The 16164-nt window shown below is 68.1% G+C and carries 11 protein-coding genes; 7 read left to right on the top strand and 4 right to left on the bottom strand.

The features are described from left to right. Positions 1–115: 115 nt before the first annotated feature. The gene (locus FHS13_RS12345) at positions 116–994 is read right to left on the bottom strand and encodes a LysR family transcriptional regulator (protein WP_184291722.1); all 879 of its coding nucleotides are present in this window, start codon (positions 992–994) and stop codon (positions 116–118) included. An 82-nt stretch (positions 995–1076) separates the two neighbouring features. Between FHS13_RS12345 and FHS13_RS12350 the strand changes: the two genes are divergently transcribed. Continuing rightward, positions 1077–1802, top strand: a complete 726-nt coding sequence (locus FHS13_RS12350; RefSeq protein ID WP_184291724.1) for an SDR family oxidoreductase — start codon at positions 1077–1079, stop codon at positions 1800–1802. Positions 1803–2049: 247 nt separating this feature from the next. Here FHS13_RS12350 and FHS13_RS12355 read toward each other — a convergent pair whose 3' ends face one another. The 3 genes from FHS13_RS12355 to FHS13_RS12365 are packed head-to-tail and all read right to left on the bottom strand — an operon-like array spanning position 2050 to position 4691. Further along, the gene (locus FHS13_RS12355) at positions 2050–2877 is read right to left on the bottom strand and encodes an SDR family oxidoreductase (RefSeq protein ID WP_343065003.1); all 828 of its coding nucleotides are present in this window, start codon (positions 2875–2877) and stop codon (positions 2050–2052) included. A gap of 27 nt (positions 2878–2904) precedes the next feature. Then, positions 2905–3684, bottom strand: a complete 780-nt coding sequence (locus tag FHS13_RS12360; protein ID WP_184291726.1) for an ABC transporter permease — start codon at positions 3682–3684, stop codon at positions 2905–2907. After that, on the bottom strand, positions 3681–4691 hold the full coding sequence (locus tag FHS13_RS12365; RefSeq protein WP_184291728.1) for an ATP-binding cassette domain-containing protein: 1011 nt from the start codon (positions 4689–4691) through the stop codon (positions 3681–3683). Before FHS13_RS12365 ends, FHS13_RS12360 begins: the two co-directional genes overlap by 4 nt. A gap of 95 nt (positions 4692–4786) precedes the next feature. On the opposite strand from FHS13_RS12365, the gene FHS13_RS12370 reads away from it, so the two are divergent. From FHS13_RS12370 to FHS13_RS12395, 6 genes are all read left to right on the top strand, one after another. Further along, positions 4787–5752: a helix-turn-helix transcriptional regulator gene (locus FHS13_RS12370; RefSeq protein ID WP_184291730.1), complete on the top strand. Its 966-nt coding sequence runs from the start codon at positions 4787–4789 to the stop codon at positions 5750–5752. Positions 5753–5970: 218 nt separating this feature from the next. Then, positions 5971–9027, top strand: a complete 3057-nt coding sequence (locus FHS13_RS12375; protein ID WP_184291732.1) for an AAA domain-containing protein — start codon at positions 5971–5973, stop codon at positions 9025–9027. Positions 9028–9816: 789 nt separating this feature from the next. Beyond that, positions 9817–11913: a GmrSD restriction endonuclease domain-containing protein gene (locus FHS13_RS12380; RefSeq protein WP_184291734.1), complete on the top strand. Its 2097-nt coding sequence runs from the start codon at positions 9817–9819 to the stop codon at positions 11911–11913. Positions 11914–12250: 337 nt separating this feature from the next. Continuing rightward, positions 12251–12979, top strand: a complete 729-nt coding sequence (locus FHS13_RS12385; RefSeq protein WP_184291737.1) for an NUDIX hydrolase — start codon at positions 12251–12253, stop codon at positions 12977–12979. Further along, positions 12976–14130, top strand: coding sequence for a 5'-methylthioadenosine/S-adenosylhomocysteine nucleosidase family protein (locus FHS13_RS12390; protein ID WP_184291739.1), 1155 nt, complete (start codon positions 12976–12978; stop codon positions 14128–14130). The genes FHS13_RS12385 and FHS13_RS12390 overlap by 4 nt, the downstream gene beginning before the upstream one ends. Next, positions 14127–16106: a hypothetical protein gene (locus tag FHS13_RS12395; RefSeq protein WP_184291741.1), complete on the top strand. Its 1980-nt coding sequence runs from the start codon at positions 14127–14129 to the stop codon at positions 16104–16106. Before FHS13_RS12390 ends, FHS13_RS12395 begins: the two co-directional genes overlap by 4 nt. Positions 16107–16164: the final 58 nt, after the last annotated feature.

Raw genomic sequence — 16164 nt, forward strand, 5'->3', positions numbered from 1 at the left:
TTTCCGGGGATGTACCAGGGACGACGATCCGGCCAGATGTCCGGCAGGCGAGCTCCACATCGGACGTAACACCCGCCCCGCCGGCGGATGCGCCCGCCACCGCCGCACGCAACGGTCATCCCTCGGGTGCGGCAAGCACGGTGTCGCCGAGCGCGGATGCCGTGCGGACGAGTGCCGCGACCGCTCGGGAGCGGCTGCCGGGAGGCCAGGCGATCACCGTGGTGACCTCCGGTGCGTCGACGACGGGCACCGCGACGTGCTCGGGCCACTGCCAGGCACGGCTGGAAGCGGGAATGACGAGCAGCGTCTTGCCGAGTGCCACGAGCTGGGCGAGCTGTGACTGGGTGCGGACCTCCGGTCCGGGCCCGTCCGGATACGAGCCGTCAAGCCTCGGCCATCTGGCGATCGGCAGGTCCGGGACGTTCTGGGCCTCCGCCAGGGAAAGCGTCTTGCGTAAGGCGAGCGGGTGGTCTGCCGGAAGGAGCGCGACCTGGCCTTCGGTGTGGAGGTCTTCGGTGTCGAATCCGGCGAGGTCGTCGAACGGGCGATGCATGAGTGCCGCGTCGGCGCGTCCGCTGCGGAGCAGTCCTGCCTGCTCGCCGACCTCGCACAGGAGGACGTCGACCGGTACGGCATCGGGTTCGACCGCGACCGCGTCGAGGAGCCGCCGCAGTATGTCGTGGGAGGCTCCGGCCTTCGTCGCGAGTACCAGCGGCTGCTGCGGGTTCGCGGCGCGCCTCGTCCGGTGCACTGCGGCCTCGACCGCGTCGAGTGCCGCTCGGGCCTCTCGCAGCAGCACTGCGCCGGCTCGGGTGAGCGTTACGCCGCGCCGGTTCCGGTCGAAGAGCCTGGCGTCGATCCGGCGCTCCAACCGGCGGATCGCGCGCGAGAGCGGAGGCTGTGCGATCCCGAGCCGCTCGGCGGCGTGTCCGAAGTGGAGTTCCTCCGCAACGGCGACGAAGTACCGGAGTTCGCGGGTCTCGACATGGTCCACGCGGGCAGCCTAGCGGCTTGTACCGGACAGGTATCACAGCGGACCGGATCGGTGTTGGACGCCCGGAGCACGGCCTCCGAGGATGAGGTGCGTGAACGTTGCGAAGACAGCGCTGGTCACCGGCGCAAACAAGGGGATCGGATTCGCCATCGCCCGGGGTCTCGGGGATATCGGCTTCAGGGTCGCGGTAGGGGCCCGTGACGACGCGCGGCGGAAAGAGGCCGTGGAGCGTCTGCGGGCCGCGGGCACCGACGCGTTCGGGGTCGCCCTCGACGTCACCTCGGACGACAGCGTCGCCGCGGCGGCGGCGACCGTCGAGAGGGCGGCGGGGAGCCTGGACGTGCTCGTCAACAACGCGGGTATCGCCGGCCGGGTCGACGGCGGCAGGCAGGATCCGACGACACTCGATCTCAACGTCGTGCGCACTGTCCTGGAGACCAACGTGTTCGGGGTCGTCCGGGTCACCAATGCGATGCTTCCGCTGCTGCGCCGTTCGGACGCGCCGCGCATCGTCAACATGTCGAGCAACATGGGATCTCTGGCGCTGCGGACAGGGCCGCTGCTGGCCGCGTACGCGTCGTCGAAGACGATGCTCAACAGCATCACCGTCCAGTACGCCCGCCGCTTCTCCGACACGAACATCATCGTCAATGCCGCATGCCCGGGCCATGTGGCCACGGACTTCACCGGTTTCGATGCCCCGCGGACACCCGAGCAGGGGGCCGCGATCGCGATCCGGCTCGCCACTTTGCCGGACGGCGGGCCGAGCGGCGGTTTCTTCGACGACGGGGGCGCCGTCCCCTGGTGACGTCGGGCGCGGAAGTCTGCGCTGCCTGACACGGGCTCCGGCATCTCCCTGCCCCGGCGAGCCGCACCGGTTCCCTCTCCGGTTGCCTTCCCGGCCGTTCCCCGCCCCGGATCGCGGCCCCGGGTCGGCGTCCGCGGTGCCCCCGCCCCTCCTCGGAGTCGCCGGGTTCGGGAAGTCCCCGGTCGGCGGCTCCGAGGAGCTCCGGCGCACGTCCGCCATGTCCTCACGGGCACGGCGGACGTCCGTCTCAGGTCGCGGGCCGGAACCGCTCCGCGTTCTCCCGCGCCCACAGCGCGAAGGTACGTGCGGGTTTGCCCGTGACGGTTTCCACGGTGGGCAGGACGGTCCCGGCCGCATCCGGTGGGTCGGTGGCCAGCTGGATGCCGAACTCCACGTAGTCGTCGTATCCGTAGCCTCTCAGGCGGGCGCGTTCGCCGTCCTCCGTGAGCTGTACGAAGGTGATCTCCTGGCCGGTGGCCTGTGCGAGGATCCGCGTGCGCTCCTCGGGGGTGAGTGCTTCGGGCCCGGTGAGGGGATAGCTGCGCCCGCCGTGCCCGCCCTCGGTGAGGGCGGTGGCGGCGACGTCGGCGATGTCGGCCTCGTGCACCACCGCGCTGGGGTAGGCGGCGAGCATCGAGACGGTGCGGCGGGAGCGGATCTCGTCCACCCATTCGAGGGCGTTGCCCATGAACTCGACCGGTTGCAGGATCGTCCACTCGATACCGCTGGCCATCAGTGCGGTCTCTACGCTGGTCGGGGACCAGCCGCCGAGCACGGTGGCGCGCCGGACACCGCTGCGTTCGGCGAGGTCGACGATCTCCGCGCCGTTGGTGAGGTCGGCGTAGCCGTCTCCGCCGAAGGTGATCAGGTGGACCGCCTCGGCTCCGGCGAAGGCGGCCTCGAGCGTGCCGGTGTCGTTCAGGTCTCCCGCCACCACCTGGACACCAGGGGGAAATCCGGCTTTCGAGGGATTGCGGGTGAGTGCCCTGACCTCGTGGCCCGCTCCGTGGAGCCGGGTGACGAGGTGGCGCCCGACGTTGCCGGTCGCCCCGGTGACGAGGATGTGCATGTTCATCGGTCCTTTCGATGGTCGGCGGTCGGTTCAGCTGGTTCCGGCCCGGAGGGCGCGGATCCCGAGGAAGAGGCCGAGGAGGGCGGTCGCGGTCGCCGCGAGGAGACCGAGTGCCGTGTCCTGGGTCGCGATGTGGCCGGCGAAGAGATCGCGTTCGGCCTCGACGACATGGGTGAGGGGGTTGAACTGCGCGAGCACGCGCATCCACCGGGGGCCGTCGTCCAGGGGGAGCAGCATTCCGGACAGGATCATCAGCGGGAAGAGCACTGTCTGGTGCACCGTCCAGAACACCCAGTCCTGCTCGCGCACCGCGATGGCAAGGGCGTAGCTCAGTGAGCCGATGCCGACACCGAGGACACCCAGGAGGAGCAGTCCGAGGACCGCGCCACCGACGTGGGGGCGGAATCCGAACGGGACCGCGGCCAGGACGACCACGACCGCCTGGGCGACGAGCGGCACGAACTCCTTGAGCGCCCGCCCGACGAACAGGGAGGAGCGTGTCAGCGGGGTGACGAGGAGCCGTTCGTGGGAGCCGCTGTGGAGTTCGTACTGAAGGTTGGATCCGGTGCTCGCGGTTCCGAAGAGCGAGATCATCACGAGGATGCCCGGGACGAACCAGGCCCACGGGGACGGCTCGGGTGCCGCGTCGGTCGCGACCAGCGGTCCGAAGAGCACCAGGAAGAAGACCGGCTGGACCAGACCGACGACCAGGGAGAAGGGGTCGCTCACCACGGGACGCAGCTCGCGTCCCATCACGATGAGGACGTCACCGGTCACACTGCGGCGGCGGGGCGCCGTGTCCGGGGTCATGCGCTGTCCTCCTGCGCTCCGCTGCTCTGCCCGGCCTCGCCGGTGGAGAACGCGCCCGCTTCGCGCAGGCTCCATCCGGTGAGTTCGAGGAACACGTCGTCGAGGGTCGGGGTCCGGGTTTCTGCGGCCACCACGTCGATGCCGTGATCCCGGGCCGCGGTGATCAGTGCCGGGAGCGCGGTGCGGCCGTCGTCCACCTTGGCGGTGACGGCCGTGCCGTGTGCGGTCGCGGCGCGGACCCGGTCCGCTGTGGCCAGGAGCGCCTGAAGACGTCGCGCGGCAACCGGGTCCGGTACCGCCAGGGTGACCGTGTGGCCGGCGGAGCGCTGTTTGAGCAGTTCCGGTGGGCCGTCCGCGACGATGCGCCCGCGGTCGACGACGACCACGCGGTCCGCCGCGTGGTCGGCTTCTTCCAGGTAGTGGGTGGTGAAGACGATCGTCATGCCGGTTTTCTGCCGGATCCGGACGACGTGATCCCAGAGGTGGCCCCGGCTCTGCGGGTCGAGACCCGTTGTGGGCTCGTCCAGGAAGAGGAGAGGTGGGAGGTTCACCAGTCCGAGGGCGAGGTCGAGCCGTCGGCGCTGGCCTCCGCTCATCGCCTGTGTCTTGCGTCGGGCGAGTGGTTCCAGCTGGAGCAGGGACAGCAGTTCGGCGGCTCTCCCCCGGGCTGCTGCCCGGGAGAGTCCGTGGATACGCCCTTGTGTGACGAGCTCGTCGACGGCGCGCTGGTGGTGTCCGGCTCCGCTGCCCTGGCCGACGTACCCGATGTGCTCCCGCACGAACCGGCTCTGGCTGGATACGTCGAAACCGGCGACCCGGGCGGATCCGCGGGTGGGTGGCAGGAGCGTGGAGAGCATCCGCATCAGGGTGCTCTTGCCCGCCCCGTTGGGGCCGAGCACGGCGACGCTCTCCCCCCGTGCGACGGAGAGGTCGATGTCCCGGACGGCGGGGAATTCCCCGCCGTCCGGTGTGCGGAAGCTCCGCGAGAGGCCGTCGGTACTGATCATGTTCCGGTTGTGCTCCGCTTCTGCGTTCGGTGGCGTCCCCATCCTCATCGGCCTTGCGGCCGGTATATGGCCGCAAGTCGTCATAGGTTGGGGCCATGTCCACCAGCACCCGGGCCCTCGAACTTCTCGGCCTGCTCCAGAGTCGGCGCCATTGGTCCGGGAACGAGCTGGCACACCGGTTGGGGGTCAGCCGGCGCACACTCCGGCGCGACGTCAGCGGCCTCCAGGAGCTGGGCTACCCGATCACCACGACGCGGGGGACGGGCGGCGGCTACCAGCTCGGTTCGGGGGCCTGCCTCCCGCCGCTGGTGCTCAACGAGGACGAGGCCGCCGCTGTCGTGATGGGGCTCCAGGAGATCGCCTCCGGTGCCCATCCCGCGTCGGGGGACGCCGCTGTCAGCGCGATGGCCAAGATCGTCCAGGTGCTCCCGGCGCGTATCCGCCGGCGTATCGACAGCCTGCGCGGCGTCGCCGTGCCGCAGGTCGCCTCCGGGGGTGCGCGCATCACCGACGTCACCTCGCTGACGACCGTCGCCCTGGCCTGCCGCGACAGCGAGGCCCTGGACTTCACCTACCGCACGCACGACGGCCGCGTCTCCGAGCGCGCCGTCCAGCCCCACCGGATCGTGGGTGTGGACCGGCGCCTGTACCTGATCGCCTGGGACCTCGACCGCGCGGACTGGCGTACCTTCCGCATCGACCGCATCGGCGGTCCGCGCCGCAGCGGGACGAGGTTCTCCCCTCGGCCGCTGCCCGGTTCCGACCCCGTGGAGTACGTGCGCGGCCGGATCAGGTCGGTGCCTCCGAGGTATCCGATCCGCGCCACGGTCGGGGCCCCGGCGGAGCTGGTGAGGCGGCAGATCGCGCACTACGGAACGGTGGAGCCTGTCGACGAGGCCTCGTGCGAGGTCCACCTGCCCGCGGATTCCCTCGACTGGGCCGCGTTCTGCCTCGGCGCCATCGGGGCTCCCCTGGTCGTCCACGGCCCGCCCGAGGCCGTCGACCACATGCGCGGCTGGGGGCAGCGGTTCGTCGCGGGCACGGAGCCGGAAGCGCCCTGACACCGGGAGGGCGCTGCCCAGCGGCGGAGACGGTCATGGGGCAGAAGCAGGCGGACCGCGCACAGGGCCCGGGGCGACTCACGGCTTCACGGGGGCGGGGCGGTCAAGCACCCGGAGACTGCGCCCACCCTGTGCACCTGTCTCCTTCCGGGACGTCACCGCGGTGGGGCATACTCCTTTCCGCCGGCTCCCAGTGCTGACGACACCGAAAGGGTCCAGTGACTTCCCCGAGCACACTCCCCGAACCCGCCGAGCAGTTTCTCATCGCCCTGGAGTACGAGATCAGGGCGCACCTGGCCGACCATGCCACCGGCAAGGAGAAGATCTCCCTCAAGGACGGAGAACGCGTCCGGATCGGTGACGAGCAGACACCTCATGAGTACCTGTTCTCCTGCTCCCGATGGAAGGACTCCTTCGAGTCCGATCGGCTCCTCGTCCGATCTTCCCGATCACGCGGCCCCTGGGAGTACGCGGCAGCCGCCGCCCAGCCCGGCGGCCGTGTCCTGGTCACCACCGAGGCCGACCTCGGTGACCGGCCCGGCAACGTCCAGCTCCGTGAGGACGAGACCCGCTCCCTGATCGCCCTGGCCGACCGCATCCGCGACTGCGGCCACGACCCGGGACAGGTGAACCCGACCACCGCCGGCTGGCTCTTGGGCGAGGGCGATCCCCCGCTAGGCACCCTGCGCAAGCCGCGCCGGTTCATCAGCGGCTACCAGGACATGTCCCTGAACACCGAGCAGCGCAGGGCCGTCAAGCAGGCTCTCGGGAGCGGTATCACCTTCATCTGGGGACCGCCGGGCACCGGTAAGACCGAGGTGGTGTCCCTGATCACCGAGGGTGCCTACCGGCTCGGCGAGCGCATCCTGTTCCTGGCGCCCACCCGGGTGGCCGTCGACCAGGCCTTGGAGCGGGTGTGCGAACGCCTGGAGGGCGAGGAAAACTTCGACACGGGGCTGGTGCAGCGGGCCGGGGAGATCGAGGTGGCCTCACTGCGGGAGCGGTTCGGTTCCGTGATCGTCCCGGAGATGATCGCCGGGCGCCTCGGCGCGGAACTGTCCGAGCGGGCCGGGGAGATCGAGGACTCCCTACGGGTCGCGGGCGAGCATCGCGCGGCACACGAGCGGTTGGCAAGTGCCGAGGCCCGGCTGGCCGAGGCCCGTTCCAGGGAACGCGAGTTCACCGCGCAGGCCTCCCGGCATCAGGCGGACTCGGCGCGGGCCCTGGCGGATCTGGAGCAGGTGGACGAGAGCATCCGGGTTCTTGGTCCCCCTTCGGGTGTTTTCGCCAAGCGCAAGGCCGATCGGCTCGCCCGGCTCCTGGAGGAACGGGACCGTCTGCATGCCTCCCTGAAGCGGTCGCTCCAGCATCGCGACGCGGCTGCCGCGCGCCTCGAAAAGCTCGGCCGCACCATCGGAAAAGACGTTCGCGAGCGGGACCGTGCACGGGAGGCCACCAGGGGTCTGCCCTCCTCCGAGGATGTGGAGGAACACATCGGCCGGGCCGAGAACGAACTCGCCGAGGTACGCGAGAAGTTGGACGGTCTCCTGGCCATGATCCGCTCCCGGTGCCGGATCCTGGGCACGACCTTGGCCAAGGCCCTGCAGTCGCGCAGTCTCATGGACGACGTGGATACCGTCGTCATAGACGAGGCCGGCATGGTCGACCTCCCTTCCGCATGGTGCGCGGCGGGCCTGGCCGGCAAGCGCGTGGTGGTGGCCGGGGACTTCCGGCAGCTGCCCGCCATCACCCAGGCATCGGGATCGGATGCGCTCAGCCCCCAGGAGAAAGAGCACGCCCGCCACTGGATGGACAGGGACGCCTTCCACGCCGCGGGGCTGGTCGACTCGGCCGGCCGGGTCGTGGACGATCCGCACCTGGTCAGGTTGGGAACGCAGTACCGGATGCGCCCTGACATCTGCGCGGTCGTCAACCGGGTCGCCTACCGGGACGCGCCCCTAACCACCGGACGCGAGGAGGACACCTCCCGGTTGCCGTACTCACCCTTGGTAGAAGGCGCGGTGGTGCTGGTGGACACCACTGAGAGTCGTGTGCCGGTCGAGGGCGCCGGCCGGCACAAGTCCAACAAGGTGCACGAGGCCGTCATCCACGAACTGGTCCGTGGTCTGCAGTACGACGGGGTGCTGCCCGGGCGCAGGCACGACGACTCCGTGACGCCGGACCAGCGCATGGCGGTCATCTCCCCCTACCGGGACCAGGTCACCCACCTGCGCAGCAGTCTGAAGTACCGCTTCGGTACGGCGTTCGAGGGTCTGGCCGACACCGTGCACCGCTTCCAGGGCAGTCAGCGTCCGCTGGTCGTCGTGGACACCGTGGCCGGAGCGGGGAAGAAGCCGGGCCGCTTCTACGACGGCACCGGGATGTCCTCGACCACCACCCGCCTTCTCAATGTGGCGCTGAGCCGGGCCCAGGACCACCTGGTGGTGGTCGCCGATGTGGGCTACCTGCGCGAGCATCTTCGCGCGGGCAGTGAGACGGTGGCCATGCTCGACGTCCTGGAACGGACCGCCCAGCGCATTCCGGCCCAAGAGTTGGTCCCGGTGCGCAGCGCTGGAGACCTCACCGGCTTGAGTGAGGAGGAGCTGCGTAGGCCTGCCTTCTTTCCTGCCGACGAGGTGCACAGGGCCCTGGAGTGGGACTTGGAGCGGGCCACCGAAAGCGTCGAGATCTACTGCGCCTTCCTCAACAGGACCCCGGTCCAGCGGTGGCTCAAGCACCTGTCGGAGTGCGTTGCGCGGGGGGTGAAGGTCACCGTGTTCACCCGTCCTGCCACCGACTATCAGGACCAGCAGGTGGATCGGCACCGAGCACTGGTGTCCCTGCTGGAAGAGCGGGGGTGCGAGGTGCGGCCGCGGGAGCGGATGCACGAGAAGGTGGTGATCCTGGACAGCCGTGTGCTCTGGCACGGTTCACTGAACCTGCTGTCCAGCAGTGGTCCCACCGACCTGATGATGCGGCTGACCGACCCCGACTCCTGCGAGCGGGTCCGCCGTATCGTAGACCGGGCCCGCCGAGACCAGCCCCTCCAGCACGTTCGACAAGCACGGGCCGTGCAGAACTCGGCGGACCGCGCATCGACCGCAACGGGTTCCCCCGCCGTCGGGGAAGTGGTGAACGGCCGCCTGTATCTCAAGGTCCCTTTCGGCGAGAAGGACGTGGCCAAGAAGGAGGTCAAGGCCCGATGGGACGGGAAGGCCCGCCTGTGGTGGGTGCAGCCGGACACCCCGCGGGAGAAGCTGACCCGCTGGCTGTGACGTGGGGACCGCCCGTGCCCGTCCGGTCGGACACGGGCGGGGTGTGGGGGCCTGAGGCGCTGCATGGCACCCGAGTCGCCCCGGGTGTGGACGATCACCGAACACGTCGAGGTCGGCGGCCTCGTCGGGCCGGGCGGCAAGGGCTGCGTCGGCCTGCCCGGCGTGCTGTTCTGTCCGTTCAAGGGTCGTGGCAAGCCGCAGCGGAAGAAGGCCAGGAGGCCACCCACTCCACCCACACCGGGCTCCGCTCACTGGGTGAACGCGCGATCGCGCAGCTCAGGAACTGGGACATCCTGCGCCGCTTGCTCTTCTGCCCGCAACGAGCCGAAGAGCTCACTCGCTCCTTACCGGTCCTTCAACTCCGCGAAGCGAGATGACAAGGGCTCACGGGCAAAGCGCCGGACCAGGAGAGCAGATCAGCGCCTGGCGCATCAGGGTCGAGGCACGACTGGAGGCCGAATGTGCGTCGGAGACGCATGACCTCCACCTTCTTGCGCATTCTCGAGCCGGGCCATGCACGCCTGAGCAGACGCCCAGGGCCGGCGGACTCTGAAGCCTGCTACCCGTCTACGCCCCTGAACTCAACCCCGTGGAGATGCTGTGGTCAGCGATGTCGAATTCCCTCCCCTCCATAGAGTTCCACAGCCACGGTCGCACTGCTTCTCCCGCGCGCAAACGGAAGAACGACCCCCTCATCAGCATCGACCGGAACTCTGGCCTGTGGCAGGGTGGCGGCAGGCATCATCCCTCTCCGGCCCCTCCTGGTGACCAGAAAGGCATCTCGACACCGTGAAAGCCTCCGAGACCCCGCTTCTCAAGTTGCTCGAACAAGGCAACCAGTTCGTGATTCCGATCTACCAGCGTGCGTACTCCTGGTCCGCGGCCGAATGCGACCAGCTGATGGCCGACATCGAGCGTGCGGGAGGCGATGACGAGCTCAAGTCCCACTTCATCGGATCGATCGTGCACGTGGAGAAGGGCCTGTCGAACCTGACCACGCAGGAGCCGAACCTGGTCATCGACGGGCAGCAGCGGATGACCACGGTGACGCTGCTGATCACCGCCCTGGCCCGTGTCCTGGACGGATACCCCGAGGAAGAGCGCGAGCCGTGGAAGGGGTTCTCACCCAAGAAGCTGCGCAAGCGGTACCTGGTCAACGACGACGAGGACGGCGAGGAGTACTTCAAGCTCCTGCTCTCGGAAAAGGACAAGGACACCTTGAAGGCGGTCGTCGGCGACACCCCTCTGCCGTCGGAACCGTCCGAGCGCGTGCACGAGAACTTCGAAAGGTTCCTGAAGCACCTGGGCAAGCCGGGCACGGATCTCGCAGCCGTCTGCCGAGGGCTGGCAAAGCTGGTCGTCGTGGACATCCGGCTGGACCGTACCCACGACAATCCGCAGTTGATCTTCGAGTCCATGAACTCGACCGGGCTGCGACTGACCCAGGCCGACCTGATCCGCAACTTCGTACTGATGGGGTTGAAGCCCAAAGTCCAGGAACTCCTGTACACAACCTACTGGCGCCCCATGGAGAAGGACTTCGGCCAGGCCGCCTACGAGAAGCAGTTCGACGACTTCGTTCGCCACTACCTCACGGTGGTGACCGGGGAGATCCCCCGTATCGGGGACGTCTACGGGGCCTTCAAAGCGTATTGGCGGCGCCACAGCGACAACGGTGGGACGATCGAGTCGCTGATCAAGGAGCTCCGCTCCTATGCTTCGCGGTACTGCGCCGTGGCTTTGGGCCACGAGCAGGACAAGGAGCTCGCCGCAGCGTTCCGGGATCTGCGCGAAATCAAGGCGGACGTGGTCTACCCGCTGTTGCTGGAGCTCTACACCGACTACCAGGACGAGGTTCTGTCCCGGAGCGAACTCATCTCGATCGTCGGCATGGTCACGTCCTACATCTTCCGCCGTGCGGTCTGCCGTATACCCACCAACTCCCTGAACCGGACGTTCAGCACCTTCACGAAGGCGATCGACAAGGAGCGATACGTCCCGAGTGTCCAGGCGCACTTCTTGAGTCTGAAGAGTTACCGTGCGTTCCCCACGGACAAGCAGTTCATCGACGAACTGACCAGCGGCAACATGTACAACTTCCAGCGGAGGTCCTATCTCCTGCGGCGGCTGGAGAACTTCGGCCGGAAGGAAGCCGTGTCGATCGAGGACTACACGATCGAACACATCATGCCGCAGAACGAGAACCTCTCCCAGGAGTGGCGCGAGGCCCTCGGCAAGGACTGGGGCCAGGTCCACGCGCACTACCTTCACACACTCGGCAACCTGACGCTGACCGGCTACAACTCCGAGTACGGTGATCTTCCGTTCGCCCGGAAACGGGACATGCGCGGTGGTTTCCGGGAGAGCCCGCTTCGGCTGAACCAGGGGCTGGGCACGCTGGACACCTGGAACGAGGAAGAGATCGTGCGGCGCGCCGAGAGGCTGGCCGCATGGGCGGTGAAGATCTGGCCCCGCCCCGTCCCGCCTGAGGGTGTCGCGGTGCCTGGCCGTCCCAAGCCGGAGTCGAGCTACACCATCAAGGACCACCCGAACCTGTCACGGCCCGCCACCCGAGCGCTTTTCGAGAAGTTCAGGGGCGATGTCCTCGCCCTTGACGAGGCCGTCAGTGAAACGTTCTTGAAGAACTATGTTGCTTACAAGACCGAGACCAACTTCGTCGACGTGATCCCGCAGACCGAACGGCTGAAGCTTGTCCTGAACATGCCGTTCGAGGCACTGCACGATAAACGCGGCCTCGCTGTGGACGTGACGGGCAAGGGGAAGTGGGGGAACGGAAACGTTCAGATCGATCTGAACGAACAGTCGGACCTCAATTACGTCATGGGCCTTGTACGGCAGGCGTACGAGTACCAGGTCGGCGCATAGCCAACGCGCTGTCCGCCAGGGGGCGCCGGGGCACTCTCGACCGCGACGCCCCCACCCACCGCACCAACGGCGGACCGGCCGCTGTCGCGTCGGCAGGCCAGGGCCCGGTCGCCTGCCCCCAACCCTGTTCAGATGTGGGATGGCCTTCCACGTCGGCCAATACGTTCATCGGCTCCTCCGCCCCGCTTGTTCTCGTGCGTGGTGTTCATCTTTGTGCCGTTTTTTGCTCATCAACCTCACAAGACCACTTCCGGCACTCTATGAAAACCAGCGCTCACCTGCACCAATTTCCCGAAAACCCTTCCTGTCGATCTGACAAAAAGATACGCTCGGCCCCATGCCGAACGACACCTGGCAGCCACCTTCCGTACTGCTCACCGTCGACCTGGTGATCTTTACTCTCCGCAGCTCGGCCCTGCACGTCCTCCTCGTCGAGAGGGGCATCGAGCCCTACAAGGGCGAAGCAGCCCTTCCCGGCGGATTCATCGCGGACGTCGGCGAGGACATCGTCGACGCGGCTCGCAGAGAGCTCCGAGAAGAGGCCGACCTCGATGCCGCCAAGCTCCACCTGGAGCAACTGGGCACCTACGGCCGTCCCGACCGTGACCCGCGAGGGCGGATCGTCTCTGTCGCCTACCTCGCCATCGCCCCTGGCTTGCCCGAGCCCGAGGCCGGCACCGACGCCTCCGCCGCCTTCTGGTGCCCCGTCGCGGAGGTTGCCTCCGGCCACCGGCCCCTCGCCTTCGACCACCGACAGATCCTCGACGACGGACTGGAACGCGCCCGCGCCAAGATCGAGCACACCGCGCTGGCCACGGCCTTCTGCACCCCGTCCTTCACCATCGCCGAACTCCAGCGGGTCTACGAGGCAGTCTGGGGATTCGAACTCGACCCGCGCAACTTCTACCGCAAGGTCCAGTCGGTGCCCGGTTTCCTCGTCCCGGTCGGCGCGGATCGCCGCACCACCAAGGGCCGCCCCGCCCGCCTCTTCCGGGCCGACCCCTGGCAAGGACTGCGCCCACCAATCCTCCGCCCCCTGTCCCCCTCCCGGAACGAGGAAGTATGACGAGCAACGACCTCGTGGTGGTCCTGACCGCTCTGAACCTGGAATACCAGGCTGTGCGCACGCGGCTCCGCTCACCGCAGGTGCACTGGCATCCGCGGGGCACACGGTTCGAGGTCGGCACCTTACCGAAAGGGCGCGGACGTGTGGTCTTGGGGCTCACCGGCAAGGGCAACCAGACCTCAGCAGTTTTGGCCGAGCGGGCCATCCAGGAGTTCTCCCCCGCTGCACTGCTCTTCGTCGGTGTGGCCGGGGCCCTGTGGGACACACCGCCGCTGGGCGACGTGGTAGTGGCGACGCACGTGTACGCCTACCACGGCGGAACCAGCGAGGACGACGGTCTCAAAGCACGTCCACGCGTCTGGGAGTCCCCGCACGGCATCGGGCAGACGGCAGCCCACCTGGCCAGGACCGGCACTTGGGCCTGTTCCGTCTCTTCGGAGCGCCCCGGCCCCCGGGCCCACCTGGGAGCCGTCGCCGCCGGGGAGGTTGTGCAGAACTCGCGCATCTCACGGGAGGCAGCATGGATCCGCCAGACCTACAACGACGCACTGGCCATCGAGATGGAGGGCGCCGGTGTCGCCCAGGCTGGCCACCTGAGCGGTGCCCCGGTGGCGATCGTGCGCGGCATCAGTGACCGGGCCGACGGTACCAAGGCCACCGAGGCGGACCGGAGATGGCAGCCGGTTGCCGCCGCGCACGCCGCGGCTTTCGCCCTGGCACTGACCTCAGAACTCATCGAACAGGAGGGACCCCCCGCAATGCACAAGGACGACCCCATCCGGTACGGCGGCGGTGTCACCAACACCGCCTACGGGAACGTCGGAGTCCAGGCAGGCCAGGTGAGCGGCAGCACGCTCCATGTGTCCTTCTCCTCCCTCGAACAGAGGCCGGGCGGTGAGGTGGCGGACCGGCTCGTTGCCCTGCGGGAGGAACTGACCCGGGAACACTCTGCGGGGAACATCGACGGGGACACCCACGAAGCGGCATCGGCCGAACTCGACATCGCTGACAAAGGGATCGATGAGGGAACTGCCGAGAGCCGGAAGAACTCCCTCCTGGCTTTGAAGCGTCTGCGGGGCCTCATCGGCGAACTTGCCTCCTTGGCAGCGAAGGTCGGGGCGCTGATCACCGCGGTGAGGGGGCTCTCGTGAACGGGGCCGAGACCTCCAACACCGCCGAATCCGGTTCCTACGTCGGGGTTCAGGCCGGCCAGGTGCACAATTCCCACATCTATGTGGTGGGCCCCGACGACCCGCCCGAGCACGACTACGAAGTCGGACGCCGCTACCTCGCCGGCGGTGTCCCCAGCAAGGCAAGGGAGCACCTCGAGAAGGCCTACGCACGCGGTTTCGATCGTCCCGAGCTCCACTTCCACCGAGCTCTGGCCATCCTCAGCAAGCGTTCCCACCGAGACCTCACGCATGAGGAGCGAGCGGTCCTGGAAGACCTGTCTGCTGTCACTGCTTCCACCGGCCGTAACACATGGGAACGAGGACTGGACACCGTCTTCGCACTGCTGTCCTGTGTGGACGGCTCCGGCGGTGACGTCGAGGCCGCGATGGCTGCCCTGAAGGCCTTACCCACAGCACAGCGCGATCTGATCCTGCGACACCTCGACCTGGTCCTCAGCGGAGGCATGAAGCAGTCCGTGTGGCATCAGGTGCGGGAGAACGCCGAGAAGGAGCGATTCTCCAACGGGCGGTTGGACCGCGTCTGGTCCTACTTCGAGGCCGAGCCCGCAGGTGCCAGGGCCGGAAGTCCGCAGCCGCCGTCGACCGGTCGCCAGGACCTCTTCATCGGGCTGCCCCTGGCAGTAGCGACCCTGGTGCCCGTGGTGGTTATGGCCCGTCTCTCCCTGGCACAGGAAAGCCTGGTGGCACTGCTCGCCTGCCTCGGCCTACCGGTCCTCCTTCCGGCCGCAGGCTGGTACGTCACCGCCTGGCATCACCGGCACCGGCGCAGGCGCGCTCTGGAGCGCGCATACGGTTACGGGTGGTCACCCTCACCACCTCCCAAGGGTGGTTTCGCCGATCAGGTGGAACGGAAGTTCGACCACTACTTCGCCAAGTACGCCCCCGACCCGCTGACTCGCAATGCCTGGCTGGACCGGACCAGAGGCGTACGCCGCGCCCTGCGTGACGAAGTTGTCCGGGTCTACCGGGAGAGCGGGATCGGAGCCGACCGGGTGACGTGGTTGATCCGGTTCCTGGTGAGGGACGTGCGCCGGCGCCTGCAGGAGGGGCAGCCCGTGGAACCGCACGAGGTCCACCGAGTGGATCCGGCGGTCATGGCACGGTGCACGGTCCTGTGCCTGGCTGCGGCCACCGCGATGGCTGCGGTCGCAGCCATCGCGTTCCAGCAGGCTCCCTTTTCCACTGCGGCCTGCCTGGTGCTCACCGCGGTCACCGCGAGATTCTCGGTTCCCCTGTGGTTGAAGATCCACAGTGAACGCCGACGTTTCACCGAGGAGTCCCAGGAGCACTCCGCTACCAAAGCTGCCCGCGAGGCGGAGTACCACCGGTGGAAGAGCAAGCTCAACTCCTTGCGCCCCGAGGAGAAGGAGATGGAGGCCTGGCTGAACGCGGACAAGACGCTGATCCTCGCCGAGACCCTGAAGAGCCACCGTCTGGCCTGGCGCGAGGTGGTCGCCCACGCTTTTCTCCCCACCCCGAAACGGCCCTGCGAATCAGCTCACGTGAGCAAGGGTCCCTGGCGTTATTCGAGATACGAGGTCAGGGTCTTCCTGGTCACCGGGGAAGGTGTCCGTGAGGCCACCGTCGTCCTTGATTTCTTGCGGTCCCGGTGGCGGGTCACCTCAAGGAAGAACTACAGGTTCGACGCACTCTCCTCGGTGCATGTGGAGATAGCGAGCACACGTCGCTACACCTTGAACATCACACTGAACAACGGCCCGTCAGAGAGCATCGTGGTGTCCGAGGCCCCCAATCTCGACGCGCCGCCGGACGAGGAGCTTCAAAGCGATGCGCCGGACATCAACCTGGAAACCGCCGGTTTCTCCCACACCCTCCGTGTCCTGGAAGGCATCGCCGCCGAGGGCAAACCGTGGTTCGGGCGTGCAGGAGATCCGCATTCCGGCGATTCTCCCGGAGCGTCCACAGCCGCCTGAGATCCGGCCCGGAAGGGCCGGCATTCCGGCAGAACCGGTTCCGGACCATGTCTGTCCG

Source organism: Nocardiopsis algeriensis (assembly GCF_014203695.1).
In the GTDB taxonomy this organism is placed as follows: Bacteria; Actinomycetota; Actinomycetes; order Streptosporangiales; family Streptosporangiaceae; genus Nocardiopsis; species Nocardiopsis algeriensis.